The sequence below is a fragment of the Paenibacillus ginsengihumi DSM 21568 genome, from assembly GCF_000380965.1.
In the GTDB taxonomy this organism is placed as follows: Bacteria; Bacillota; Bacilli; order Paenibacillales; family NBRC-103111; genus Paenibacillus_G; species Paenibacillus_G ginsengihumi.
In genome coordinates, this window is the sequence record NZ_KB905595.1 from 14,868 (window position 1) to 39,738 (window position 24,871).

16 protein-coding genes and 1 pseudogene are annotated in these 24,871 nt (G+C 59.9%); 15 read left to right on the top strand and 2 right to left on the bottom strand.

The window, feature by feature from the left end; all coding sequences use genetic code 11:
* Nucleotides 1–17: 17 nt before the first annotated feature.
* Nucleotides 18–644, top strand: a complete 627-nt coding sequence (locus F591_RS0119655; RefSeq protein WP_019536328.1) for an RraA family protein — start codon at nucleotides 18–20, stop codon at nucleotides 642–644.
* Between the two features lie 111 nt (nucleotides 645–755).
* Nucleotides 756–1,007 (top strand): annotated as a pseudogene (locus F591_RS28555) (group I truncated hemoglobin); the annotation flags it as partial.
* 126 nt (nucleotides 1,008–1,133) lie between these two features.
* Here the strand turns inward: F591_RS28555 and F591_RS0119665 are convergent.
* Complete coding sequence (locus tag F591_RS0119665; protein WP_019536330.1) at nucleotides 1,134–2,147, bottom strand: LacI family DNA-binding transcriptional regulator; 1,014 nt, start codon at nucleotides 2,145–2,147, stop codon at nucleotides 1,134–1,136.
* 219 nt (nucleotides 2,148–2,366) lie between these two features.
* On the opposite strand from F591_RS0119665, the gene F591_RS0119670 reads away from it, so the two are divergent.
* The 13 genes from F591_RS0119670 to F591_RS0119730 all read left to right on the top strand — a co-directional run bounded on the left by F591_RS0119670 (nucleotide 2,367) and on the right by F591_RS0119730 (nucleotide 24,381).
* Nucleotides 2,367–3,692: an ABC transporter substrate-binding protein gene (locus F591_RS0119670; RefSeq protein ID WP_026326750.1), complete on the top strand. Its 1,326-nt coding sequence runs from the start codon at nucleotides 2,367–2,369 to the stop codon at nucleotides 3,690–3,692.
* 85 nt (nucleotides 3,693–3,777) lie between these two features.
* Complete coding sequence (locus tag F591_RS28560) at nucleotides 3,778–6,138, top strand: glycoside hydrolase family 95 protein (protein WP_019536332.1); 2,361 nt, start codon at nucleotides 3,778–3,780, stop codon at nucleotides 6,136–6,138.
* The gene (locus tag F591_RS0119680; protein WP_019536333.1) at nucleotides 6,135–7,922 is read left to right on the top strand and encodes an alpha-L-fucosidase; all 1,788 of its coding nucleotides are present in this window, start codon (nucleotides 6,135–6,137) and stop codon (nucleotides 7,920–7,922) included. Before F591_RS28560 ends, F591_RS0119680 begins: the two co-directional genes overlap by 4 nt.
* A 145-nt stretch (nucleotides 7,923–8,067) precedes the next feature.
* Complete coding sequence (locus F591_RS0119685; protein ID WP_019536334.1) at nucleotides 8,068–9,189, top strand: polysaccharide lyase domain-containing protein; 1,122 nt, start codon at nucleotides 8,068–8,070, stop codon at nucleotides 9,187–9,189.
* 54 nt (nucleotides 9,190–9,243) lie between these two features.
* Complete coding sequence (locus F591_RS0119690) at nucleotides 9,244–11,490, top strand: hypothetical protein (RefSeq protein ID WP_019536335.1); 2,247 nt, start codon at nucleotides 9,244–9,246, stop codon at nucleotides 11,488–11,490.
* A gap of 569 nt (nucleotides 11,491–12,059) precedes the next feature.
* On the top strand, nucleotides 12,060–13,013 hold the full coding sequence (locus F591_RS0119695; RefSeq protein WP_019536336.1) for an ABC transporter permease: 954 nt from the start codon (nucleotides 12,060–12,062) through the stop codon (nucleotides 13,011–13,013).
* A 46-nt stretch (nucleotides 13,014–13,059) separates the two neighbouring features.
* Complete coding sequence (locus F591_RS0119700) at nucleotides 13,060–13,929, top strand: carbohydrate ABC transporter permease (protein WP_019536337.1); 870 nt, start codon at nucleotides 13,060–13,062, stop codon at nucleotides 13,927–13,929.
* A 79-nt stretch (nucleotides 13,930–14,008) separates the two neighbouring features.
* Nucleotides 14,009–15,028 (top strand): response regulator, encoded by a 1,020-nt coding sequence (locus F591_RS0119705; protein WP_019536338.1) that lies wholly within the window; start codon nucleotides 14,009–14,011, stop codon nucleotides 15,026–15,028.
* Nucleotides 15,025–16,869, top strand: coding sequence for a cache domain-containing sensor histidine kinase (locus tag F591_RS0119710; RefSeq protein ID WP_019536339.1), 1,845 nt, complete (start codon nucleotides 15,025–15,027; stop codon nucleotides 16,867–16,869). Before F591_RS0119705 ends, F591_RS0119710 begins: the two co-directional genes overlap by 4 nt.
* Nucleotides 16,870–16,960: 91 nt before the next feature.
* The gene (locus F591_RS0119715; RefSeq protein ID WP_019536340.1) at nucleotides 16,961–18,526 is read left to right on the top strand and encodes an extracellular solute-binding protein; all 1,566 of its coding nucleotides are present in this window, start codon (nucleotides 16,961–16,963) and stop codon (nucleotides 18,524–18,526) included.
* A 54-nt stretch (nucleotides 18,527–18,580) separates the two neighbouring features.
* Nucleotides 18,581–20,941, top strand: a complete 2,361-nt coding sequence (locus F591_RS28565; RefSeq protein ID WP_245581086.1) for a glycoside hydrolase family 95 protein — start codon at nucleotides 18,581–18,583, stop codon at nucleotides 20,939–20,941.
* A gap of 405 nt (nucleotides 20,942–21,346) precedes the next feature.
* The gene (locus F591_RS0119725; RefSeq protein ID WP_019536342.1) at nucleotides 21,347–23,569 is read left to right on the top strand and encodes a glycosyl hydrolase family 95 catalytic domain-containing protein; all 2,223 of its coding nucleotides are present in this window, start codon (nucleotides 21,347–21,349) and stop codon (nucleotides 23,567–23,569) included.
* 521 nt (nucleotides 23,570–24,090) lie between these two features.
* The gene (locus tag F591_RS0119730; protein ID WP_019536343.1) at nucleotides 24,091–24,381 is read left to right on the top strand and encodes a transposase; all 291 of its coding nucleotides are present in this window, start codon (nucleotides 24,091–24,093) and stop codon (nucleotides 24,379–24,381) included.
* A gap of 36 nt (nucleotides 24,382–24,417) precedes the next feature.
* Here F591_RS0119730 and F591_RS28570 read toward each other — a convergent pair.
* The coding region (locus F591_RS28570; RefSeq protein WP_019536344.1) for an IS66 family transposase at nucleotides 24,418–24,871 on the bottom strand (454 nt) is incomplete at its 5' end.

The following is a 24,871-nucleotide window of genomic DNA, read 5'->3' on the forward strand; positions in this document are numbered from 1 at the left end:
AAGTAGGGGAGAACGGGATGCCAAATTTATACGAGTTGTTCATGGAGCTTCCGACGACGAGCATTTCGGACGTTCTGGGCGGAATGACCAATTTACATTATGAGATCAAACCGATCGACAAGCATTACAAAATTGCCGGAAAAGCATTTACAGTCGCCATCCCTTCGGGAGACAATCTGGCGGTGCTCCGGGCGATCAGAGAGGCAAGCCCCGGCGATGTGCTCGTCATTGACGCCAAGGGGGATACTACACGCGCGGTAGCGGGCGACTTTGTCGTCGGATTGGCCCAGGCACTCGGGTTGCAGGGAATCGTGGCGGATGGCGTTATACGTGATATTAAAGGCATTCGTTCGCTTAATTATCCGGTTTTTTCCAGGGGGGCGACGATTGCGTCCGGGAACAAATATGGCGGCGGCCATACCAATGTGCCGATATCCGCAGGAGGGGTGAGCATCCAGCCCGGCGATTGGATCATCGGGGATTCCGACGGCGTTGTGGTCGTGCCGCGGGGCAAGCAGCAGCAGGTGGCGGAAGAGGCTAGGAAGAAAGTCATTCAAGACGAGCAGCGTACTTTAAGCATTTCAGGCAACAGAGAAGCAGCGAGATTGTACTTGGACCAAGTGCTGGGTATCAGTTCGGCCTAAGACGTTGGCCTGCATTCGCAGCACCCTGACCGGCCAAAGGAGGCCTGCTGCCCTTTCAAGCGAAGGGCGGCAGGCCTTAGTTCTATCGCAAAACGGGCAGTCTCGGAAGAAGAACATACGGATATGGACAAGCAGCGCCGGCATCAGGCCGCCTTTATTGGTTACGCACTTGGCAGCGGCAGGCAGTATACCGGCAAGTCGATGGCCAAAGCTCATGAGGGGATGAACCTGCAGCCGGAGCATTACGACGCCATCGTAGGGCATTTGGCGGATACGCTGAAGCATTTTCAGGTCAGCGACGAGGATATCCGCGAGGTCGAGAAGACCATCGGTACCTTGAGAGACGACATCTTGTATAAATAAAGGCTAGGCCGTCCTGAAGCGCGAGCCCGTCGCCCGGCAAGGGGCGGGAGCCGCAGCGAAAAAAGGAGCTGTCCGAGGACCCGTAAGGAGTCTCGCCGCAGCTCCTTTTCGTTCGTGCGCAAGCGCTTATTCGGCGGCCGCCGGTCCGGTCGACTGCCGGATATGAAGGGAACCGGGCAGCACGATTTCCTGCTTGTCCGGAGAAGGATTCCTGAGCTGCCGGAACAGCAGCTCCATCGCCATGCTGCCGATCAGCTTGCCAGACTGGATGACCGAAGTGAAAAACTGCTTGTACTTGTCGGGAAGCGGCGTGTAGGTGTCGTCGAACGTAACGATGCTGATGTCTTCGGGAACACGCAGCCCCATCTCGTCCAGCAGACCGACGACCGGCATCAGCAGTCCCGGCGAGGCGACGAACAGCGCGGTCAGCTTCGGTCGGCCTGTCAGCAGGCGGCGAATCGCTTCGCGCAAATCGGCGGTTTCGCCCGCGATCACCTGATGCTCCTCCGCAGGGGCAATGCCATGCTCCATTAAGGCAAGCTGATATCCCCGAATGCGCTCCCCGTAAGTCGGATTTGTCGAGGGCGAGACGATTGCAATATGGCGGTGGCCCAGAGAAATCAAATGCCTGATCAAATTGAGCGATCCGAGCAAATGATCCCCGCGTACGGTGTGCGCCTCCATGCCGGCCTTGCGGTCAACCATCACGAACGGCACGCCGCTTTTTTCCACGAATTGCAGATGGGGAGGATCCGGCTCGGGATTGCTGCTCCAGATAACAAGCCCCTCCACATCCCGGTTGATCATTTGCGTTACGAGCTCGTGCTCCTTCACCTTATTGTCCGAATTGCCGACGAGAATCATGTAGTCGTTCTCGAACGCCTTTTCTTCCGCTCCCGCCAAAATATCGATGCTAAACGAATGGCTTCGGATCGTGCTTCCGAACGGAAGGATGATGCCGATCATAGCCGTGCTCTCAGACGTCCGTTTCAAATCGTGAATATGAAAATTCAACTGCTTCATCGCTTGAAGCACTTTTTGGCGCGCGTCCTGCGACACGTTCTCGCTGTTGTTGATGACGCGGGAAACGGTCGCTTTGGAAACGCCTGCCAATGCAGACACTTGCTGCAGCTTGGACATGTACAGGGCATCCTCCGATGTCTTGAAATGAAACGTTTCACAAAAATCATACAAGGTGAATGTCAGGATTGTCAATGTTCGGCAAAATGTGGTCGTCCCGTCTGCACACTCTTTAAAAATTAAAATCGGATAAAAAAATACATTGCCTTACGGCAGAGCCAAAAGTATAATCAATTTGTAACGTTTCAGAAACATTACATATGCGTTGGAGGGGTTGCTATGAAGGCGAAAGTTATTTTGTTAGCTGGGTCAATGGCAGCGCTTACTTTTTTGTCTGCTTGCAGCGGAAGCACGACATCGGACGACGGGGATGCCGCAGAGCCGTCCTTACCGAAAGACGACCGTCCCGTGACCGTTACGATGGCCGCCAGCAATACCCAGTTTACGGAAGAAGATTTCACTCGCTACATAGCAGAGCCGGTTAAGGCCAAGTACCCCCATATTACCGTCAAGCGCATCAATACGTCCGACAAAGGAAACAGCATTGGCGAATTGCTGGCGGCAGGAACGATTCCCGACCTGGTAGGCTATTATCCCGGCAGTCTGCAAAATTTGAAGGATAACGGGATGATTTACAACATCGAGGAGCTTATTCAGAGGCACCGGTTCGATACGGGCCGCATCATCCCGGAAATCGTGGAAACGATCAAAACAGCGACGGATACGGATTATCTCGTCGGCCTTCCGACGTACAACAATTCGTTCGCCTTGTTTTACAACAAGGATATCTTCGACAGGTTCGGCCTGCCCTATCCGACAGACGGCATGACCTGGGAGGAAGTGAAGTCGCTCGGAGCCGCCATGAACCGCTCCATGGGGGGCGTCGATTATCGCGGGCTATTCGTCGACAACGTGTACCGGGGAGCGCGTCAGATCAGCCTGCCGTATGCCGATTTTGCAAGCAATCGTTCTTTGTTGAATACGGCGCCGTGGCAGGAGCTTTTTCAATATTGGCTTGCCTTGTATGATCAGCCGGGCTTGCCTGATAACGCGAACAACCCGCTCACTTACGGACGGTTCGAGAAGATGTTTCTTTCCGGGCAGCTGGGGATGCTGGCCGGCTACAGCAACACCCTGATGAAACTGAGGGATGTGCCGGATTTAAACTGGGATTTGGTGACGTACCCGCAGCATCCGGCGGCCCCCGGAATCGGCCAGCGGGTGGACACTCCGGTGCTGGCGATCAGCGCGCAGAGCGAACACAAGGATGCCGCTTTCCTGGTGCTGGATACGATGCTGTCCGACGAGGTGCAGACCGAGATGGCCCGCAACGGGCGAACGCCGGTGATCGACAAGCGGGACGTCCAGGACCAATACGGCAAAAACTTCAAGCAATTCGAAGGCAAAAATGTCATCGCCATGACGAAGCTGAAATACGCCGTCATTGCTCCCGTTCAATATTTGAGCGAGGGCCAGGCCGACGGCTTTGTCAATAAAGCGTTCGAATCCGTGGCCAATGGGCAAAAAGATGTCAACACGGCTTTGCGCGAAGCGGATGAGCAGTTAAACAAGCATATTGCCGAACAGTTGGCGAGGAGCAAGTAAACGGCGCCGTTCGGGTCCGCCTGCGCGGATCCCGGCGCCTTCGCCAGGCAGCTTGATTTTACAAGAAAAGGACGGTACCCATGCAATGATAGATAACAGCAACACCCGATTATGGTACAGACAGCCGGCCGGCAAATGGATGGAGGCGCTGCCGATCGGCAACGGCCGGCTGGGAGGGATGGTGTTCGGCAGGATCGCCGAGGAGACGATTCAGCTCAACGAGGATTCCGTCTGGCACGGCGGTCACCGGGACCGGACGAATCCGGATGCGGCCGCCTCCCTGCCGGAAATCCGCAGGCTGCTGCTGGAGGGCAAGGTCGGCGCTGCGCAGCATTTGGCGAGAATGGCGCTGTCTCCGCTGCCCAAATATACCGGGCCTTACCAGCCGCTCGGCGATTTGAACCTGTGGTTTGCCGATCATGGCGGGCAAGCGGAGGACTACCGCCGGGAATTGGACCTGGATGCGGGTATCGTGCGAATACGATACCGTCTGGGACAAACGGAATTTCTCAGGGAGCTGTTCTGCAGCGCGGCGGATTCGGTCATGGCGGTGCGGCTCAGCTGTTCGCAGCCTGGCAGGCTGACGGTGGCGGCCAATCTGAGCCGGCGGCCGTTCGACGGCGGCTCGGAGGCGTGCGGAGAGCGGACGATCGCAATGAGCGGCAGGTGCGGCGAGGACGGCGTCGCCTATACGGCCGTGCTGACGATGACGGCCGAGGGAGGCACTGTGCGGACGGTCGGCGACTTTGTGTCCGCCGAAGGGGCGGACAGCGTGACCCTGCTGCTGGCGGCAGGGACCACGTTCCGTTTTTCCGATCCCCGCGCGGTTTGCCTTGAGCATGTCCGGGCAGCGGCGGATAAAGGGTACGAGGCGCTGAGAGAAACGCACGCCGCCGAGCACCGCTCGCTGTTCCGGAGAATGGCCATCGAGCTGCAGGGGCCCGGCAGGGAGCGCGGAGCCGAAGCGCTGCCGACAGACGAGCGGCTGGCGCGCGTGCGCGCCGGAGCGGAGGACCCGGGGCTCGTGGCGCTGTACGTGCAGTACGGGCGATACCTGCTGCTCGGATGCTCGCGTCCGGGGACGCTGCCGGCCAACCTTCAGGGGATATGGAACGACCAGTTCAAGCCGCCGTGGGAATGCAATTATACGACGAACATCAACCTGCAGATGAATTACTGGCCGGCGGAAGTATGCCATTTGAGCGAATGTCACGAGCCGCTGTTCGATTTTATCGACCGGCTTCGCGAGAACGGCCGCCGTACCGCGCGGGAGATCTACAACTGCGGCGGTTTCGTCGTCCATCATAACACGAATCTGTGGGCGGATACGCTGCAGAACGGCATCGTGATCCGCGCGGCGACGTGGCCGACGGGCGGCGGCTGGCTGGCGCTGCACTTGTGGGAGCGATACCGCTTCGACGGCGAGCCGGTTTTCCTGAAAGAGCGGGCGTACCCCGTGATGAAGGAAGCGGCGCAGTTTTTCCTCGACTATTTGGCGGAGGACGGCAAAGGCCGCTTGGTGACGGGCCCGTCCGTATCGCCGGAAAATCGCTATCGGCTGCCGGACGGATCGGAAGGGTACTTGTGCATGGGGCCCGCCATGGATACGCAAATTATCCGTTCGCTGTTTCAGGCCTGCCTGGAAGCATCGGCGCTGCTGAACGAGGACGCGGCATTCGCCGAACGGCTGCAGGCCGCGCTGGAGAAGCTGCCCGGCTTCGGGATCGGAAGGCACGGCCAACTGCTGGAATGGCTTGAGGAATATGACGAGCCGGAGCCCGGCCACCGCCATATCTCGCATCTGTTCGCGCTGCACCCGGGCGAGCTGATCACTGTGGAACGGACGCCGGAACTGGCGCAGGCCGCGCGCGTCACGCTGGAGCGGCGGCTGATGAACGGCGGGGGCCATACCGGCTGGAGCCGGGCCTGGATCATTAATTTCTGGGCCCGCCTCCAGGACGGGGAGCAGGCGTACGCGAATGTGCGGGCTCTGCTCGCGCATTCCACCACTGCCAATTTGTTCGACGAGCATCCGCCGTTTCAGATCGACGGCAACTTCGGCGGGGCCGCGGGTGTCGTTGAGATGCTCGTGCAATCCCACGGCGGCGAGCTGCGGCTGCTGCCTGCGCTGCCTGCGGCCTGGCCGAGCGGCCGCCTCCGCGGAGTGCGCGCAAGGGGAGGCTTCGAGCTCGACGTGGCCTGGGAGGACGGCCGTCTGAGCCGCGCCCGCTTGCTGGCGACCAGGGACACGGTCTGCCGGATTCGCTCGCGCGAGCCGATCGCCGCGGAAGCGGACGGACGGGCGCTGGACGTTCGGCTGGTAGAGCCGGAGCTGTACGAGTTTGCCGTGAGCAAGGGAGGCCGCTACACGCTCATCCTTTCGGCGGACGCTCAACCTCAGGTTCAAGACGGAAGCGAAATCGCAACAGGAGGAACCCAAAGATGAATTACAAAGAAGATTTGTTCGACAACGAAACCGCCAACTCTGCCGCGGCATCGCCGGCGGCGACCGAAGACGAGCGAGCCGAGCAGAGGCTTGCCTGGTTTCGGGAGGCGAGGCTCGGCCTGTTCGTCCATTGGGGGCTGTATTCGGGTCCGGCGGGCATTTGGAACGGGGAGGAAGTGAAGGCCTCCTATGCGGAGCATCTGCAGCTGAAGGCGGGCATACCGGTCAAGGAGTACGAGAAGCTGGCGGACCGCTTCCATCCCGTCAAGTTTGACGCCAAGGCTTGGGCCCGCACCGCCAAGGAGGCGGGGCTCAACTATCTGATTTTTACAGCTAAGCATCACGACGGATTCGCCATGTACGATTCGCGCGTCTCGCCGTACAACATCGTCCAAGGGACCCCGTTCGCGCGGGACCCGCTGAAGGAATTGGCGCAAGCGTGCCGCGAGGAGGGCATCCGGCTGTGCATTTATTATTCCCATGCGATGGATTGGCATCATCCGGATTCCCAGGGCAATACGCTGGATTATCCGCAAAATATCGGAGCCTATGATCCCGTGGAAGCGTGGATCGGCGACGACGACAAACGGACGCGCTTCGAGCGGTATTTGAACGAGAAGGCATTCCCGCAGCTCACGGAGCTGCTGACCGAGTACGGCGACATCGGCATCCTTTGGTTCGATTGCGGCCACAAGCTGACCCGCGAGCAGGGAGAGCGGTTCGTCGCCCATGTCCGCTCGCTCCAGCCGGATTGTCTGGTGAACCGCAGAGTATGGCAGGATCCGCTGGGCGATTACGGCAATACGTCCGACAACCAGCCGCATGTGCGGGTGACGCGCCGAGACTGGGAATCGATCATCACGCTCAACGATTCGTGGGGCTACAAAAAAACGGACAACAACTGGAAGAGCCCGGAGGAGGTGCTGCGGCAAATGATCGACGTCGTCAGCCTGAACGGCAACTTCGTCATCAACATCGGCCCGACCGGCGAAGGGGAGATCGATGCGATGTCCGCATCCATTCTGCGCCGAATCGGGGATTGGCTGAAGGAGAACGGCGAAAGCATCTACGGAGCCGGGCGCAGTCCGCTGCCGAAGCCGCCGTGGGGGCGCTGCACCGCCAAAGGCAACACGCTGTATGCGCATGTCTTCGACGAACCGGCAAGCGGGGAGCTGGTCATCCCCGGACTGACGAACCGGGTTCGCGCCGTCTACGCGCTGGCCGATCCGCAGCGCCGTCCGCTCGCCCATGAGCGCATTAGCGAACAGGATCTGCGCATTAGCCTCGCAGCTCTGCTTAAAGAGCCGAAGCGCCTCCCGTACGTCGTGGCCATCGAATGCGAGGACAGCGTGGAAGGCAGTTCGCTGCCGCTCCTGTTCGAGCGCGATTTCGATACGGTGTTCGGCGCCTTTGACGGGGAGATCCGCGGGGCCGCCTTGCGCTATGACACGGGCAAACGGGGCCGCGACAACGTCACGAACTGGACGCAGCAGGGCGACGAGCTCCGCTGGCGGTTCCGCGCGGCGGCCCCGGGGACCTTCGGCGTCATCGCCGTGTACGGCTGCGCCCCGGAACAGGCCGGAAGCCGGTTCTCCGTGACAGCGGCAGACCATACGCTGCAGGGCGAGGTGCAGGCGACAGAAGGCGATTACGATTTCCACCCGTTCCGTCTGGGCGAGATCGCGATTCCCGGACCGGGGGAATACGAGGTGTGCGTCCGCGGCGACCGCATTGCCCGGGAAATGCTGATGAATCTCAAGGAGCTTCGCTTGTTCCCCGTTTGAGGTTAGGACGCTTCGTCCTGCGCCTGAAAGGAGGTGAGCCCTGACACCCGACAGAGCGACGGCATCGGATAGGAAGCCGGGAAACCATGCGTAAATAAGCGCTGTCCGTTCAATATGCGGCAGCCATAAGGAGAGTGTACCGGCAATGAGAAAAAAATGGTTCGCAATGACGCTTGTTTTGGTACTGTGCCTTTCTCTCGTTCCGCTTGTTTACGACGGCCCGACCGCTTCCGCCGCGACCAAGACCGTTCCTCCCGGAGACGTGGCCGCCTTTCGCAGCGCCTTGGCCTCGGCTCAGCCCGGCGACGTTATCGAGGTGTCGGGGACGTATTCCGTATCGGACGGGACGATTTCGACTTCCGCCGGCGGCGCTGCCGGCAGCTACATCACGATCAGAGGAACGGGCTCAGGCGCCGTCTTTCGCTTTACCGCCTCGGCCGGCAATGCCGCCTTTTATATCAAGCATTCCTATTACAAGCTGGAGAATATTACGATCGATTCCAATGCTCAATCGAACAAAGGGCTGCTCATCGAGGCGTCGCACGGCTATGTAACGAACGTCGCCGTCCAGAACACGCTGGCCGAAGCGTTCAAAATCCGCAAAAACAGCCAATATTGGCTGTTCCAAAACTGCGTCGCCCGGAATACCGGACAAAGCGGAAAGTACGGGGAAGGTTTTTATGTCGGCGATGCGGATCAAAACTGGAAGACGGCCCCGAATGCGGATCAGAGCGGCTATATTACCTTTTTGAACTGCAGCGCCATTCGCACGAAGAACGACGGTTTCGACTTCAAGGAAGGAACCCATCATATCAAGGTGATCGGGGGTATGGTGGACTTCCAAAATACGGTGCCGGAATCGTCCGTCGGCAATAACGGCATGTATATCCGCACGAACAACGTTCAGGTCATCGGCACGACCGTGCTAAACAACGCCGGCACCGGCCACGCGTTCCGGGCGAACCGCATGACCGCCTCCGACGGCAACGCATACGGAAGCAATCTGGAGCTGAAAGGGGTAAAAGCGATCAATTTGACAGGGGCCGTGATCCATACGAACTTCACCTCCAACACCTTGTACACGGATTACACGATGACGAATGTGGCAGGGGGCTTATATGCCTCCGGTTCCCGAACGGCAACGTCGAAGAGTCCTTCCTCTTTCGTCGAAATGACGTGGAACGGCGAAGGCGGAGACGTCTACGGATCGGGGCTGTCGGCCTCCGGGGAGTCGAAAGGGAACGGGCCCGAAGCATATGCGGACTAACCGAGGCGCTTTGGGTTGGCCGGTATTTTATAAAGGAAAGGCGATGATCAGCAATTGAAACGCGTCTATCATTTCGCCGCCGATCCGGCGCCGGCCGGCCTTGAGCGCATTTATTTCGCCGACGAGCAGGGCGACGAATATGCGGCGAACGCCACGGCCGAGATGAGGGTCGGCGAGACGAAGCCGCTTCGCGTGCGGGGCGAGCTGCGGTCGGGCGAGGAAGTCGATCTGGATTCGGTCCCAATAACGTTTGCCGTCTCCGGCCAAGCGGCGGCAACGGACTTCGCCGGCATGGTCACTGCGCGTCAGACGGGTGCGGCTATGTTCACTGCGCAGGCGGCCTTGCCCGACGGCCGGGTGCTGAAAACCGGCTATTTGTGGATACGGGTGAGCGATCCGAACGAGTTTCTGGACGCGTCCTATGTCGCAAGCACCAGCCTCTCCCATCCGCGGATGACGGCGGAAATCGGGCAGCCGGCGGTCATCCGCCCGGGCGACGTCTATCCTACCGTGACGGTCCGGTCGAATGTGGAGGCGACGGTCGAGCTGGCCGTGTATCGCGATGGCGGTACGCCGGTGCTCAGCCTGCCTCCTGTCTCTTTCCAGGAAGGGGAGGCGCAATCGATAACCGTTCCGGGAACGGCGGATGCGGCGGGCCTGTATGAAATGCGCCTGCGCATTGTGGAGCCGGGCAAACCGGCGGTATACGACGCCTTCCATTTCGCCGCGCTCGAGCCGGATGCCGTTCCGGCGAAGCAGACGGCCGCCGCGTTCATGAACGAGGACGGGCAGCTGACTTATGTTCCGGACTACAAAGGCAACCGGATTCTCGATTTCTCCAACAGCGGCTATATGGGCGGCGGGGTGAACATTCCGGACGTCCCGGTCGTGAGGGTGATCGAGCCGATTGACGGCGACAATACCGCCCATATTCAAGCGGCCATCGACGAAACGGCCAAGCTGCCGCTGTCGCCGGACGGCTTCCGCGGAGCTATTTTGCTGAAGAAAGGCGTATATCCGGTATACGGCACGATCTATATCCGCGATGGAGGCATCGTGCTTCGCGGCGAAGGCGACGGCGAGGGCGGCACGACGATTCACGGAGCGGGGAACAAGGCGAGAAATCTCATCGAGGTTGGCTCGGGCGCAGGGGCGGTTGCTGACGAGCAGACCGCCGTCGACATTGCGGAGCTGTATGTTCCGTCCGGCTCGCGCACGTTCCACGTGATTGACGCAAGCGGATATGAACCGGGGGATACGGTATTTGTCCGCCGAATCGGCAGCAGCCGCTGGATTTCGGAAATCGGTATGGACCACATCTACATGCGGCCCGGCTCCGGAGGGACGACGCAGTGGTCGCCGTTTAACCTCGATTTCGACCGGGTCGTGACGAGTGTCGATAAGGCGAATAACCGGATTACGGTGGACGCCCCGATCGCGAATGCGATCGACCGCAAATGGGGCGGAGGACAGCTGCTGAAATATGACGATGCCGCCCGGATTCAGCAGGTAGGCGTTGAATGGATCCGGGTCGATTCCGACTTCGACAAGAGCGTGACAAGCACCGTATGGGATAACGGCAAGACCGACCCATACTATGCGGATGAAAACCATGCCGAGCGGTTTGTCGTGTTCAAGCAGGCGAAGAACGGCTGGGTGCGCCATGTGACAGCTTGCCATTTGTCCTATTCGCTGGCGGAGATGGGCAGCGGCGCCAAATGGATTACGGTGCAGGACTGCAGGGTGTACGACATGGTCAGCATCATTACCGGGGGACGGCGGTACGCGATTTTTTTCAAAGGTCAGCTCAATCTGGCGCAGCGTATTTACGTGGAAACGGCGCGGCACGCCTTCGTCGTCGACAGCCGCGTTGCCGGGCCGAACGTCGTGCTCGACAGCGAGTCCGCCCTCGACTACAACACGAGCGAGCCGCATCACCGGTGGTCGACCGGCGGGCTGTTCGACAATGTCCGATCGCCGATATCGATTCGCGACCGGGCCTGGCTCGGAAGCGGCCACGGCTGGGCCGGAGCGAACTATGTCGCCTGGAATACGGAAGGCAACCTGACCGTTCAGCAGCCGCCGACAGCGCAAAATTACGCGATCGGCCACGTCGGGCCCAAGGTGCCCGGGCTCGTGCCGAACGGCTACGATTCCCGGCCGCGCAACGACGGATTCTGGGACGTCCTCGGCGAGCATGCGAATCCGCACAGCCTGTACAAGCAGCAGCTCAAGGAGAGGCTTGGACAGCAGGCGGTCAACAACATCAAGCCCTCGAAGGCAGGCCGTCCCGGCGGTTGACACAATAAACTGAAGCTCATGCGGGCGTTCCGGATCGCCGTGAAACGATAACGCTGATGCATTGACACCGGCGGAGCACCGGCCAATTTTCACCGTTAGACGCCGATGACGAACGAAGCCTTCGTCATCGGTCGTCGCCTTCGGTACTGATCATTCGCCGACGGACTTCGCCGAATGATCAGGATAGTCCGTGAGACGCTGCGTCCCGGTCCGCCACATGGGCGGCGCCGGGATGCTTTTTTCGCACCCTTATGGCTCTGCTCTCATCGCTATCTCCCGATTGGCCTCGTCTGACCTCGAGCGTCCATGGCATCGCAAAATAACACAAGCGCCCGGAAGTTACGCCATGGAGAGAAACGGCCTGTCCGCTGTATGATCGGGGAGACGTCAGCGGGAAGACGCCGGACAAATCTACGCCGAGGAAGGGGGGCCAGCGGCATGCTCCTGATGAAAGAACACGACGGCGTTTCCCGCCTGCCAGGCGGCATATCGGGACGGCCGGGCGCGGCCTTACAGAGGCCCCGGAATCATCGAACCTGGAGCAGGTTCCATATAAGGGAGAGAAGAACATGAGCAGCAAGATCGGACCAACCGAAGCGGTTCAGCCGTTTGCGACGAGCCGCGAGAAACGGGCTTTCATACGGAAGTATTGGGCGCTGTACGTCATCTCGCTTCCGGGAATCGTTTATTTTATCGTCTTCAAGTACTTTCCGCTGTTCGGATCGGTCATTGCCTTTCAAGATTACAACATCTTCAAGGGCATCGCCGGCAGCCCATGGGTCGGGCTGGAGCATTTTCAGCGCATGTTTGCGTATCCGGAGTTTCTGACCATTTTGAAAAACACGCTGCTGATCGGGCTGTACGATCTGGTATTCGCGTTTCCGATTCCGATCGTGCTGGCGCTGCTGCTGAACGAGCTCCGCGTTATGGCATTCAAGCGGCTCGTACAGACCGTCGTCTATATGCCTCATTTTTTGTCCTGGGTCATTGTGGGAGGCGTTCTGGTCGGCATCATGTCGCCGGAAACCGGAATTATCAATACGATCCTCGGCTTTTTTGGCATCGAGCCGATTTATTTTTTGGGCGAGAACGAATACATCCGCAGCATCCTGATCGGTTCCGGCATCTGGAAGGAGAGCGGCTGGGGGACGATCATCTATCTCGCCGCCATCGCAGGGATTAACCCGGACCTGTACGAAGCGTCGCAAATCGACGGGGCCGGCCGGCTGCGGCAGACGCTGTCGATCACGATCCCGTCCATTCTGCCGACGATCATGATCCTGTTTCTGCTTCATATCGGCAAGTTTCTCGATTTCGGCTTCGAGCGGGTCTTCGTTTTCCTCAATTCGCTGAACAGCGAGAACGGGGAAATTATCGACACGTACGTATACCGGGCCGGCCTGATCGACCGACAGTACAGCTACACGACCGCGATCGGCCTGTTCAAATCGGTCGTCGGACTCGTGCTGATCGCGATCGGCAACACGCTGAGCAAAAAAACGACCGGAGAAGGGCTGTATTGATGATGAAGGAGCCCCGTCAACGAAACCTGCGAAAGGATGAAACAACATGCTAATCACCCGAGCCGAACGATGGTTCAATCGCTTCAATATCGTCTTCCTGTCCGTCGTCGGGCTCAGCATGGTGCTGCCGATGCTTCATGTGCTCGCCCAATCGTTCAGCGACAACGCCGCCATCAACAGCGGCCAAGTTTCCTTGTGGCCGGTCGGGTTTACATTGGACAATTACAAGCTGATCCTGAACGACCCGTCGATGTGGATCGCCTTCCGCAACAGCGTCGTCATTACGGTATTCGGCACGCTGATTAATTTGGCGGCGACGACGACGCTTGCCTACCCGCTGTCGCGGACGGAGTATTTGTACCGCAAGCCGGTGCTGGTTATGGTGCTGATTACGCTTATTTTTCACGCGCCGCTTATTCCCAACTATTTGCTGATCAAGCAGCTCGGCATGCTCAACACGCTGTGGGCGCTCATGATTCCGGGAGCGATCAGCGCCTTCAATCTGTTCGTCATGCGCTCCTTTTTCCTGAATCTTCCTAACGAGCTGATCGATTCCGGGAAAATCGACGGCTGCGGCGAATTTCGCACGCTCTGGCATATCGTGCTGCCGCTGTCGAAGCCGGCCATGGCGACGATGGGCATCATCTATGCGGTCGGAAACTGGAACACTTACTCGTCCGCCATTTACTACATCGACAAGCGAACGCTCATTCCGCTTCAGGTCAGGCTTCGCGAAATCGTATTTACCGATACGTTCGGGGCGGCCGACTCGACATCCGAGATGCTGCTTACCGTGTCGCCGGAGGGGCTGAAAATGGCGGTGATCGTCGTAGCGACGGTGCCGATCATGCTGATTTACCCGTTTTTGCAAAAGCATTTCATCAAAGGCATGCTGGTAGGCTCGATCAAATCGTAATCCGGCCCGGAAGCGCCCAGGCGATCACGGGAGAAGCGCAAGGACAATCGGCGCGACACGCGAAAGGGGATGCGCAGGCATGCAACTGCTGATTGTGGACGACGAGCCGATGATCCGTTACGGCTTGCTGAAAATGACGGAGTCGTATTCGCCCGCCTTCAAGGAAATCCGCACGGCGGAGCACGGGCTCGATGCCTTGGAGAAGATCCGCAAGTCCGAGCCCGACATCGTGCTGACCGATATCCGGATGCCGAAAATGGACGGCCTGGAGCTGTGCCGGACGATACACGACGACTATCCGCATATCCAGACGGTCGTTATTTCGGGATACGGCGATTTCGATTATGCGCAAAAATGCATCGAATGGGGCGTCAAGCATTATTTGCTCAAGCCGGTTACCAGGCCGGATGTGCATGAAGTGCTTGACCGGTTGATCCATAGACCGATGCGGGGGTATGTCTCCGTGTCCCGTTATGTGGAATGGATCGACCGGATGGAAGGCTGCATCTGGTCGCTGCAGACGGATGAGCTGAACCGGCTGATCGCGGAGTGGCGGCACATGTGCCTGGCCGCCGACATGCCGCTTATCCAGCTCAAGGAGCTGCTGGCCGACTGCATCGCCATGCTGACGAAGCGCCTTCAGGAGCGTCGCTTTACGCCGGAGACGATCCCGGCGGCCGACTCGGCGGACAGCGCGGCCGAAGCGCTCGATGCCTTCGGGGAGCGGCTGCGGCGCATGGCGCAGGAGCTGCTCGCCGCCCGCAAGGGGAATTTCAAGGACCCGATGGAGGAAGCGAGGGCTTATATCGACAGCCGGCTGTCCCAGGACATCAGCCTGGAGGAAGTGGCCGGGATGGTCGGTCTGACGCCGACCTATTTCAGCGCGCTGTTCAAGAAAATGACGAGCGAGACGTTCGTGCAGTACCGGATCAACAGGCGGATGGAGAAGGCGAAGGAGCTGCTCTCCGTCCCGCACCTTCGGATTTCCGATATCGCGCCGATGGTAGGGTACGACGACTATCCGCATTTTACGAAAACGTTCAAAAAAATCGTCGGCCTGACCCCGTCCGAATACCGGGCCGGATTAGGTATCCGATGAAGCGCGTCAGCTTGTACCGGAGGCTGTACCTGTACTTCCTGATCGTCATCGTCGTTTCCTTGACCGGCGTCGGCGTGTTCTCGTACACGTCATCGTCGAAGGAGCTCGAGGTGCTCGTCCGCGGCCAAATGGAGCAAATCGTCAGCAACGCGGTGCACCATACCGATCTGTATTTGAAGACGTACGACCGCTCGCTCGTATCCCTGCTGCCGAACCGGCAGGTCAAGGAATTCGCCGATTTGCCGATCAACCGGGAGGGCTACGAATTTTACAGATACCGGACGCTGATTCGGGAAATCGGCGTCGATCCGCTGTTTATCCGCAGCCCGGATATCGCGGCCGTCTATATGATCAGCTTCCATGGCAACGCGCTTTATTATTTCAACGAGATTCCCGGCCAATCGTTCAGTTCGGACGAGATCCGCAGGCAGCTCGATTATTTCCGCGCGAATACGAGCGGCGACGGCAAGCTAGCCATTTTGAACAACAGCATCCTGAGCGACCAGAAGCAGCAAATGCTGACGCTTGTCAGGCAGTTTCGCGGCTTGACTTCACCGGAGCCGGCCGGTGTGCTGGCCATCGAGATTCGCTCGGCCGATTTGGCCGCTTTGTGGAAAGGGATCGAGCTCGGGGAGGACGGCTATTTTTTTATCATGGATGCCAAAGGGCAGATCGTGTATCACCCCCAGGCGGAGCGCGTGGGCAGCTTCGTCCCGGACGCGCTGAAGCGGCGGATTGCGGAAGCGGGAGCGGATATGTTCGAGGCCGGGGAGGAAGGGCAGGCGCGGACGTATATGGTTCGCCAGTCGAGCTATTCCGGCTGGAGCCTCGTCGCCTCCAAGCCGACGGAGGAGCTGCGCCGGCCGGTATCGAACATCCGCACGACCACGTTGGCGGTCGGTTTGTTTACGCTGGCGTTCGCGCTCGCGCTGTCGATCCGCTTCGGCCAATCGATTACCGGCCCGATTCAGGCGCTCAAGCAGGGGATGCGGGAGACGGAAAAAGGCAACTGGACGACCATTCCGCTGCCCGGCCGCCGCGACGAGATCGCGGAGCTGATGCTGCGCTACAACGTCATGGTGAACCGGCTGTCCGAGCTGGTCGAGCAGGTGTACCAGGTCGAGCTGAAAAACCAGGAGATTCAGCTGGAGCGCCAGAAGGCCGAGTTTCAGTCGCTGCAGCTGCAGATCAATCCTCACTTCCTGTACAACACGCTGGAGACGATCGTCTGCTATGCCGTCGTCCGCGATTCCGAGGAAATATCGGAGATCGTCAAGGCGCTCGCCTATATGCTGCGTTACTCGGTGCAGACGAATCTGGAGGAAATTACGGTCGCGAACGAGCTGAAGCACGTGCTTCATTACATGGTCGTGCTGCGCCATCGGACCGGACGCGATTTCGAGCTGGACGTGGCGGTCAAGCCGGAATATTTGCTGAACAAGATGGTCCGCCTGACGCTGCAGCCGCTGATCGAGAATGCGTTCCAGCATGCGTTTCCCGACGGGATCGAGGATTACCATTATATTCGGATCGACGCCTGGGAGCTGGGCGATACGTTCTGCGTCAGCGTCGAGGACAACGGCGCGGGCATTGCCGCAGGCAAGCTTGACGAGCTTCGCCGAAGGCTGAACGCCAACCGGCTGGCTGACGGCTCCGCCGGCGAGACCAGGGAGCGCGGCGGCATCGGCTTGATGAACGTGCATCGCCGCATTCAGATGGTGTTCGGCGAACGGTACGGGCTTCGCATCGAGAGCGAGCCGGAGAAGGGCACCGTCGTCGTCATGGCGATGCCGGCGTCCGGCGTGCGCCCGAAAGCGTACGAAAACACAACTGCAGGATAAAAAAATGCATCCTCCTTGAAGCGAGGGGGAGGTACGATGTTGTTTGTAACCGGTTAACCGGTGCAATTTTGCGACAAATGGGGGACTTCGTATGAAAAAACAGGTTGGTATCATCACAGCTTGCGCGCTGCTTGCCGCTGCCGTCACGGGCTGCGGAGACGGGGGCGGGGGCGGGCAGGCTTCCGGCGACGGCGCGGGCGATAGCGGCAAGCTCCGCTTCACGATGTCGATGACGACGAGCGGCAACAAGCATGCCGAGAAGTCGGCCGACGTCAACAAGGAGAAATGGGTGCACAAGCTGGAGGAAATCGCCGGCGTCGACATCGAGCTGCAGATGATTCCGCTCAAAGAGTTCGATCAGAAAATGTCGCTCATGTTCGCCGGAGGCGATATTCCCGATGTCGTGCAAAATGTCGGCGGAGCGACGACCAAAGGGATGTCCGGCTCGGTGGAGGCCGGCGTGTTCATGCCGCTGGACGATTTGCTGAAGGAGCACGCCCCGAACATCATGAAGCTGGTGCCCGAGGAAGCGTGGAAGGAAACGAGCTATGACGGCAAGATTTACGGCATTCCGGCCTGGCTGTCCAACCCGTCCCGGCGGGCGCTGTTCGTGCGGACCGATCTGCTGGAGAAAACCGGCCTGCCGGCTCCGAAGACGGTCGACGATTTCCTGAACGTCATGCGCGAGATGAAGAAGCTCGGCGTCGAAAACCCGTACCAGATGCGCGAAAACTTCAAGTATGCGGATACGATTTTGGGGGCGTTCGACGTTCTACCGTCGCAGTTCGAGGTGCAGGGTGACCAGGTGGTGCCGAAATTTTTCGACGTGGAGAACATGACGAAAGCGCTGCAAACCTACAAGACGATGTACGATGAAGGACTCATTCCCAAAGATTTCGCTTCCATCAGCTCGACCGATTACGGCAAAAACATCGAATCCGGCAAAGTCGGCATGTGGTCGGCCAATGCCCAGGGCTTGTCCAACTACCGCAGCAAGCTCAAGAACGCGGTGCCGGAGGCAAAGATCGAAATCATGCCTTCGCCGCGCGGGCCGGAAAACCGCGGGGGACATTTGCTGTATTCCAGCATCAACACCTCGTATTACATCAACAGCAAGGTGCCGAAGGAAAAGGCGATCGAAATTATCAAGTTTTTCGAATGGATGACGACGCCGGAAGCAGAGCGGTATTTCTCCTTCGGCATTGAGGGCGAGACGTACACGGTGGACAACGGCAAAATCCAGTTTACGCCGCCAACGACGCCGGAAGCGATCGACGAGGACGGCTTCCGCAGCATGTTCTGGTTCGTCCACGATGTCGTATACAACAAAGCGCGGGAAGAGCTGACCCCGGACGGCAGGGATATGATGCGTTATATGGATACGGTCGTGTCGAAGGAAGGGCTTGGCAGCGTCCGCTTCGTGCCGGCGTTGGAAGCGTTCTCGAAACATCCGGATTTGGCGCCGCAGGGCGACGACGTCGGGCCGAAGCTGATCATCGACCATATGGTCAAAATGATTTACGGCAAAGAGCCGATCGCCGATTGGCCCAAGGTGATCGAGGAGTACAAGTCGAAGGGCGGCAGCGATATCGTCAAAGAAGCGACCGAGCGCTACAAGCAGGGTAAAGGCGTGATCGTCTCGGAAAACAGAGGGTAAACCGAAACGGAAAATAGCCGCTGCTCTGAGAAGGGAGAGTCGACATTGAAGCATGTGCTGACCTTGAATTATCCCGCGTCCTGGTGGCGCTCGTTGTGGAGGGAGGCGCTGCCCTCCGGCAATGGCCGCATCGGCGCGTCCGTGTACGGGGGCGTGCACGAGGAGACGGTGCTGCTCAATCACGAGGCTTTGTGGCAGGGAGCAAGGACGCCTGAGCTGCCGGACGTCAGCGACCGGTTGCCCGAAGTGCGGCGGCTGCTTGCGGCCGGCAAAGCCCGGGAGGCGGACCGGATCCTGCCCAGCGCGTTGAAGGAGCGGGGCTACGCACCCAAAATCGCCTCTCCGCTCCCGCTTGGCGACCTTAAGGTGTTCATGCCGTCCGACAAGGGGTTCCGCGATTACGAGCGCACGCTCGATATGGAAACGGGGGAGGTCGCCGTGCGCTGGACGGACGGCGACACCCGATACGAGCGGGTCTTGTTCGTATCGCGCCCGGACGATGCAATCGTCTACGAGATCCGCAGGCAGGGACCGCGGCCGATCGCCGCCCGGCTTGCGCTTCAGCTGCACGATAAGCGGGATGTCCGCCGCGTTGATTACGCTTTTCCGGAAGCGGAGGAGACGAAGGCCGAGGGGAGCTTCCTGTATTATGCCGCGCGCAGCGACGACGGAACCGACTTCGGCGCGGTCGCCCGCATCGTTGGCCGCGGCGGCCGGATGACGGCGGACGGCGGCGCAATGGTTGCCGGCGAGGCGGATTCGGTGCTTGTCGTCGTCAAGCTGTTCGTGAAGGGAAGCCGCGGGGAAGATTGGGGGCGGCTTGCGGCCGAGCTCGGCTCGCTTGCCCCCGATTACGGCTCGCTGCTGGCCGCTCACGCCGCCGAACACGGCAGGCTGTTCCTGGCCGCGGCCTTCGATCTCGAGGCCGAGGGGCGCGAGCGCTCGAACGAAGAGCTGCTGCTGGAGGCTTATCGGGGGCAGGCGCCCGATGCGCTGATCGAGAAGCTGTGGGCGTACGGCCGCTATCTGCTCGTTTCGAGCACCCGGCCGTTAGGTCAGCCCTGCCATCTGTACGGCTTGTGGTGCGGCGATTACGAGCCGGTCTGGGCGTTTCATATGGTCAACGAAAATTTGCAGATGATTTATTGGCAGGCGCTGTCCGGCAGCATGCCCCATCTGATGCTCGCCGTCTTCGAATATTTGGAGAAGCAGATGGACGATTATCGCACGAACGCCCGCCGTTTGTACGGCTGCCGGGGCATTTTCATTCCTGCGCCGACCGCGCCGGATTCCGGTCTGCTTAAGCATACGTCCCCGCACATCGTGCATTGGACGGGCGGAGCGGGCTGGGTTGCCCAGCTGTATTACGATTACTATCTGCATACGCTGGACGCGGACTTCCTGCGCGAGCGGGCGATGCCGTTCATGCGAGAGGCCGCCTTGTTCTACGAGGATTTCTTTACGATGGGGGACGACGGGTATTTCGTCAGCTCCCCGTCCAATTCGCCGGAGAACACGCCGGGCAATTACTGGACCGGCCCCCGCGATTCGATGAGCACGGCGATCAACGCTACGATGGATTTCGCCATCGCGAAGGAGCTCCTGTCCCATCTGGTCGAGGGCGCGCAGGTGACCGGCCGGTATGTGGAGGATGTGCCGAAGTGGCGGGAGATGCTGAGCCGCATCCCGCCTTATCAGACGAACGCGGACGGATCGATCCGCGAATGGATGCATCCGCTCTTCGACGACAACGACCGGCACCGCCACCAGTCGCATGCGTATCCCGTCTTCCCCGGCACTGAGGTGACGCGGCATCGCGACCCCGAGCTGTTCGCGGCGTTCGCCAAGGCAATCGAGAAGCGGCTCGTTATCGGTCTGAAGGAGCAGACCGGATGGTCGCTCGCCCACCTGGCCAATCAATACGCGCGGATGGGCAGGGGCGACGCGGCGCTCGAATGCCTCGATCTGCTCAGCCGCTCCTGCGTCATGAACAATTTCATGACGCTGCACAACGACTGGCGGGGGATGGGCATCGGCGTCGATATGGACCGCGTCCCCGTGCAGCTGGACGCCAATATGGGCTGGACGGCGGCCGTCCAGGAGATGCTGCTGTTCTCCGTTCCCGGCGAGCTGCATCTGCTGCCGGCGCTGCCTTCCCGCTGGAAAAAAGGGAAGGCCGGCCCGCTGCTGGCGCGGGGAGCCATTGAGTGCTCGCTGGAGTGGGATTTGCGCGCCGGGACGCTCGACGTCCTGCTGCGCTCCGCAGGCGGCACGCGGCGCACCGAGCTGGTCTTGCCTCCGGGCGCGACCGGAGTCGAAGGTTATCCCGACATCGGGGAAGCGCGGTCCGTCACAGTGGAGCTCGGGGAGCAGCTTCGCCGGCTGCGCGTGATGATGGGACGCTATAACGATTGATATGCGGCGCGAGCGGGGGCGACGGTTATCCTGACATTGGTGAAGCGTGGTCCGTCACAATGGAGCTCGGGGAGTGGAGCTCGGGGAGCGGCCCTGCCGGCTGTGCGTGATGATGGAGCGCCGTAACGATTGATATGTGGCGCGAGCGGGGGCGACGGTTATCCCGACCTTGGGGAAGCGCGGTCCGTCACAGTGGAGCTCGGGGGAGCGATCCTGCCGGCTGCGCGTGACGCTGGAGCGCTGTAACGATTGATATGCAGCGCGAGCGGGGGCGACGGTTATCCTGACATTGGTGAAGCGTGGTCCGTCACGGTGGAGCTCGGGGGAGCGATCCTGCCGGCTGCGCGTGACGCTGGAGCGCTGTAACGATTGACGATTACTTTGTCACGGGAAGGAGCTGGTCGCATGGAGGAGCTTGTTGAACGATGGTTTAGCGAAGGGGACGACGTCCGCATCCGCGAGCAGGATTGGGAAGGCCGCGTCGGCGTCTTTAGGCAGCCGCCCTCCCGGATTCCGACGGACAAATGGACGGACGCTCCGCTGCTCGGCAACGGAGACGTCGGCGTCGCAATCGGGGGAGAGGCGCACGAGCAGACCTTTTACATTGGCAAAAACGATTTCTGGGTGCAGCCTCATCTCGGGGAAACCGATGAACAGCGAATGGAACGGCTGCTGCAGGACAAGGGCAGAAGAACCGGCGCGCGCATTATCACAGTCGGTCAAGCGACCTTGACGATTCCCGAGCTGGCCGGGGCGAAATATCGCCAGGAACAGCATATTTTGAACGCTGAGGTGCGCGGTTCGTTCCGCAGCGGGCAGGCGGAGGCCCGGCTGTGCTCGTGGGTATCGGCCGAGGCGAACGCGCTCGTCACGGAACTGGCCTGCGTCCGCGGGAGGCTTAACGTGCGCATTCGGCTGCATGCCGGGGAGAAGTCGACCGACGAGGTGTTCAACTATGACAACGGGGCCGACGACGAACGGATCTGGTTCCGCTATGCGGCCAACTCCGCCAATGTGCCGGGAACGCGGAGAGTAGCCGTCGTCACCCGCGTCGCCGGCGCGAATGTCCGGTACATATGGCGCTTTCAGAACGTCGAGGCCGAGCTGGTCGTCGAAGAGGGGCAGCGTGCGGTCATCGTCACGGCCGTCGTCAGCAACCGGGATGCGGCAGACTATTTCGCCGAGGCCATAAAGCTGTCGGACGCGTATGCCGCGGCGGGAGCGGAGGGCCTTGCCAGGCTGAAGCAGGCGCACAGGCAGTGGTGGCGCAGCTTCTGGGAAGCATCGCAGATCGAGATCGGGGACCCGGTGCTGGAAAAGTTTTATTACGCGTCCTATTACATTATCGGCTGCTGCACCCGCGCCGGCAAAGTGCCTCCGGGATTGTTCGGCAGCTGGATTACGACAGACCGGCCGGCCTGGACCGGTTCCTACACGATGAACTACAATTACGAGGCCCCGTTCTGGGGACTGTATTCGGGCAACCGCGCGGAGCTTGCGGCCTCCTACTGTGAGCCGCTGCTTGATTTTCTGCCGCTCGGGAGAAGGTTTGCCCGGGAGAAGCTGAACTGCCGCGGCGTGTATATGCCCGTCGAGCTCGGGCCGGACGGGATGATCTGCTCGATGTTCTATCACGGGCAAAAATCGAACGCGTCGTTCGCTGCGGTCAACCTTCTGATGCACATCTACCATACGTACGATATGGATTACGCGCGCAAGGTCTATCCGTATTTGATCGAGGTGGCGAATTTTTGGGAAGACTACCTCGTGTTCGAGGACGGACGTTATGTCATCTATGACGACGATATTCACGAGCGTTCGAACGACCGTAAAAATCCGATCCTATCGCTCGGATTCGTGCGCATGATCATGACCGCCCTGCTGGACTTGAGCGAGGAACTGGGCGTGGACGACGAACGGAGGCCGAAGTGGCGGCATATTCTCGACCATCTCAGCGAATATCCGCTGATGGAGCGGGGCGGCAAGACCGTGTTCCGCCTGACCGAGGAAGGCATGGCCTGGAACGAGCGCAGCAACTCGCTCGCCGTTCAGCACGTGTTTCCGGCAGGGATGATCGGCCTTGGCAGCTGTCCGGAACTGCTGGCGATCGCCCGGAATACAGTCCACGAGATGCAGCGCTGGAGCGATTTCAACGCCTTTCCGACATACTATGCGGCGGCTGCGAGAGTCGGATACGATCCGAATGTCATTTTGGAGCGGCTGCGGAGCGAGTGCGAGCGGAAATCGCTGCCGAACCTGTCGATCCACCACGGCGGCGGCGGGATCGAGGACGCCAGCGCCGTTCCCGTGTGCCTGCATGAAATGCTGCTGCAGAGCCACGAGCATACGCTGCGGCTGTTCCCGGTCTGGCCTGCAAACCGGCCGGCCCGGTTCCGCAAGCTGCGGGCGGTGGGGGCCTTTCACGTTAGCAGCGAATGGGAGGAAGGCCGCGTCCGCTTCGTCTTGGTCGTCAGCGAGAAGGGGCGTCCCCTGCGGATGGAGAACCCGTGGCCGGGCCGGAACGCGCTCTTGTACCGCGGCGGCGGAAAGCCGGAGCGGCTCGCGGGCGAACGGCTCGAGACGGCGACGGGCATCGGCGAGCGCCTGCTGTTCGTGCCGGAGGAATAAGCGGCCCGGCCGCTCGGTTGCCGGCATCGGAGCGCAGTCGGCCCCTCGGGAGGGGCGGCGGCGCTTTTCGTTTGCGCTCGCGCCGAGGCGCTGCCCGCCTTGGACGGCCGGCGGGCAGGCGCTGTCGGGTTCGCCGCCGCCCGTGAAGCGCGAACGCCGCGGCCGAACGCCGCCGGCCCGTGAGTAGCGAACGCCGCAGCCGTTTTAGCCGCCGATTGGCTTGGTATCGGTGGGCAAGGCGCTTTCGCTTGCGCTGTCGGCCGAAGAGAACGCGAGGCTCCTTCAGGCCCGAAGTTCGCGGGATCGTGCCGACCAGTGGGGCGATCAGGAAATAACGTAGGCCGATCCTAACGGACCCCAGCGCCGTTATTTCGGTGAAATCACCCCCTTTGAAAATGTAACGGACACAGCAGACCTAATTTGGCACGGATGTGCACGTATTGGATGTAGACTAAAAAGTAGACACGCTGTAAGAGCCACCTGATACAATAGAAAACATCAATAAGAGGTCGAGGTGTATCATGGGAGAGCAGCGTCAACATTTTGATGAAACCTTTAAACGTAACACGATTAAGCACATGATGGAGACGGGGAAAACCCCTACTGAAATTTCGAAAGAGATTGACGTGCCCGTAAGGAGCATTCGCTCCTGGAAACAGCAATATGGCAACACCGGCGAAAAATCCAAGTTGTTTGTAGATATGGAGCGCCTCAAACAGCTGGAACAACAGAATCGGGAACTCCAGGAGGAGAACGAGATTCTAAAAAAGGCGGTAACTATTCAGGTACTCAGATCGACACAACACAAATAGGGGGTGCGGAGCACCCCGATGGGAAGTGAGAAAGGGTTATTGCAAAACCGGTTGTTTCCGGAAGGCCCGTTCAAGAGCATCGATGATGGAGAGGGATTGCTTTTTCGCAGTGGAAATGAAACTCCGAATACGACAGAATACCTTGGCTCCTTGTTCGCTGCGAAACGTCCCGGAAATCTTCTGCTGCACCTTCATCATCCGTATATCTCGTTCCGCTTGGTTGTTATCGAAGGGTACGCTCGGGTTGCATAAGAACGTCAGTACGGAAAGCCGGTGGGTTTGAAGTCGGTCGAGCAAGTTTTTCGGTTTGCTTTGTTTCGGCTTCCCTCGCTTGCCGACGGGTTGCTCCACGGGCGGATTGTGTTTCGCATCCTCCAGACGTCCCACTTCCAGAATGCGATCATATCGTGCGGCCAAGCGGGAGATCGTTTCCGTCGTCCACGCCTCTGCGGATTGCGCGACCGCCTTGGATTCCAGAAGCAGGTTGATC

Coding starts and splice junctions, on each gene's coding strand:
- F591_RS0119695 (WP_019536336.1), top strand. CDS start 12,060: ATGAGCAGCAAGATCGGACCAACCGAAGCGGTTCAGCCGTTTGCGACG.
- F591_RS0119700 (WP_019536337.1), top strand. CDS start 13,060: ATGCTAATCACCCGAGCCGAACGATGGTTCAATCGCTTCAATATCGTC.
- F591_RS0119655 (WP_019536328.1), top strand. CDS start 18: ATGCCAAATTTATACGAGTTGTTCATGGAGCTTCCGACGACGAGCATT.
- F591_RS0119725 (WP_019536342.1), top strand. CDS start 21,347: ATGGAGGAGCTTGTTGAACGATGGTTTAGCGAAGGGGACGACGTCCGC.
- F591_RS0119685 (WP_019536334.1), top strand. CDS start 8,068: ATGAGAAAAAAATGGTTCGCAATGACGCTTGTTTTGGTACTGTGCCTT.
- F591_RS0119665 (WP_019536330.1), bottom strand. CDS start 2,147: ATGTCCAAGCTGCAGCAAGTGTCTGCATTGGCAGGCGTTTCCAAAGCG.
- F591_RS0119730 (WP_019536343.1), top strand. CDS start 24,091: ATGGGAGAGCAGCGTCAACATTTTGATGAAACCTTTAAACGTAACACG.
- F591_RS0119705 (WP_019536338.1), top strand. CDS start 14,009: ATGCAACTGCTGATTGTGGACGACGAGCCGATGATCCGTTACGGCTTG.
- F591_RS0119680 (WP_019536333.1), top strand. CDS start 6,135: ATGAATTACAAAGAAGATTTGTTCGACAACGAAACCGCCAACTCTGCC.
- F591_RS0119710 (WP_019536339.1), top strand. CDS start 15,025: ATGAAGCGCGTCAGCTTGTACCGGAGGCTGTACCTGTACTTCCTGATC.
- F591_RS0119670 (WP_026326750.1), top strand. CDS start 2,367: ATGAAGGCGAAAGTTATTTTGTTAGCTGGGTCAATGGCAGCGCTTACT.
- F591_RS0119715 (WP_019536340.1), top strand. CDS start 16,961: ATGAAAAAACAGGTTGGTATCATCACAGCTTGCGCGCTGCTTGCCGCT.
- F591_RS28560 (WP_019536332.1), top strand. CDS start 3,778: ATGATAGATAACAGCAACACCCGATTATGGTACAGACAGCCGGCCGGC.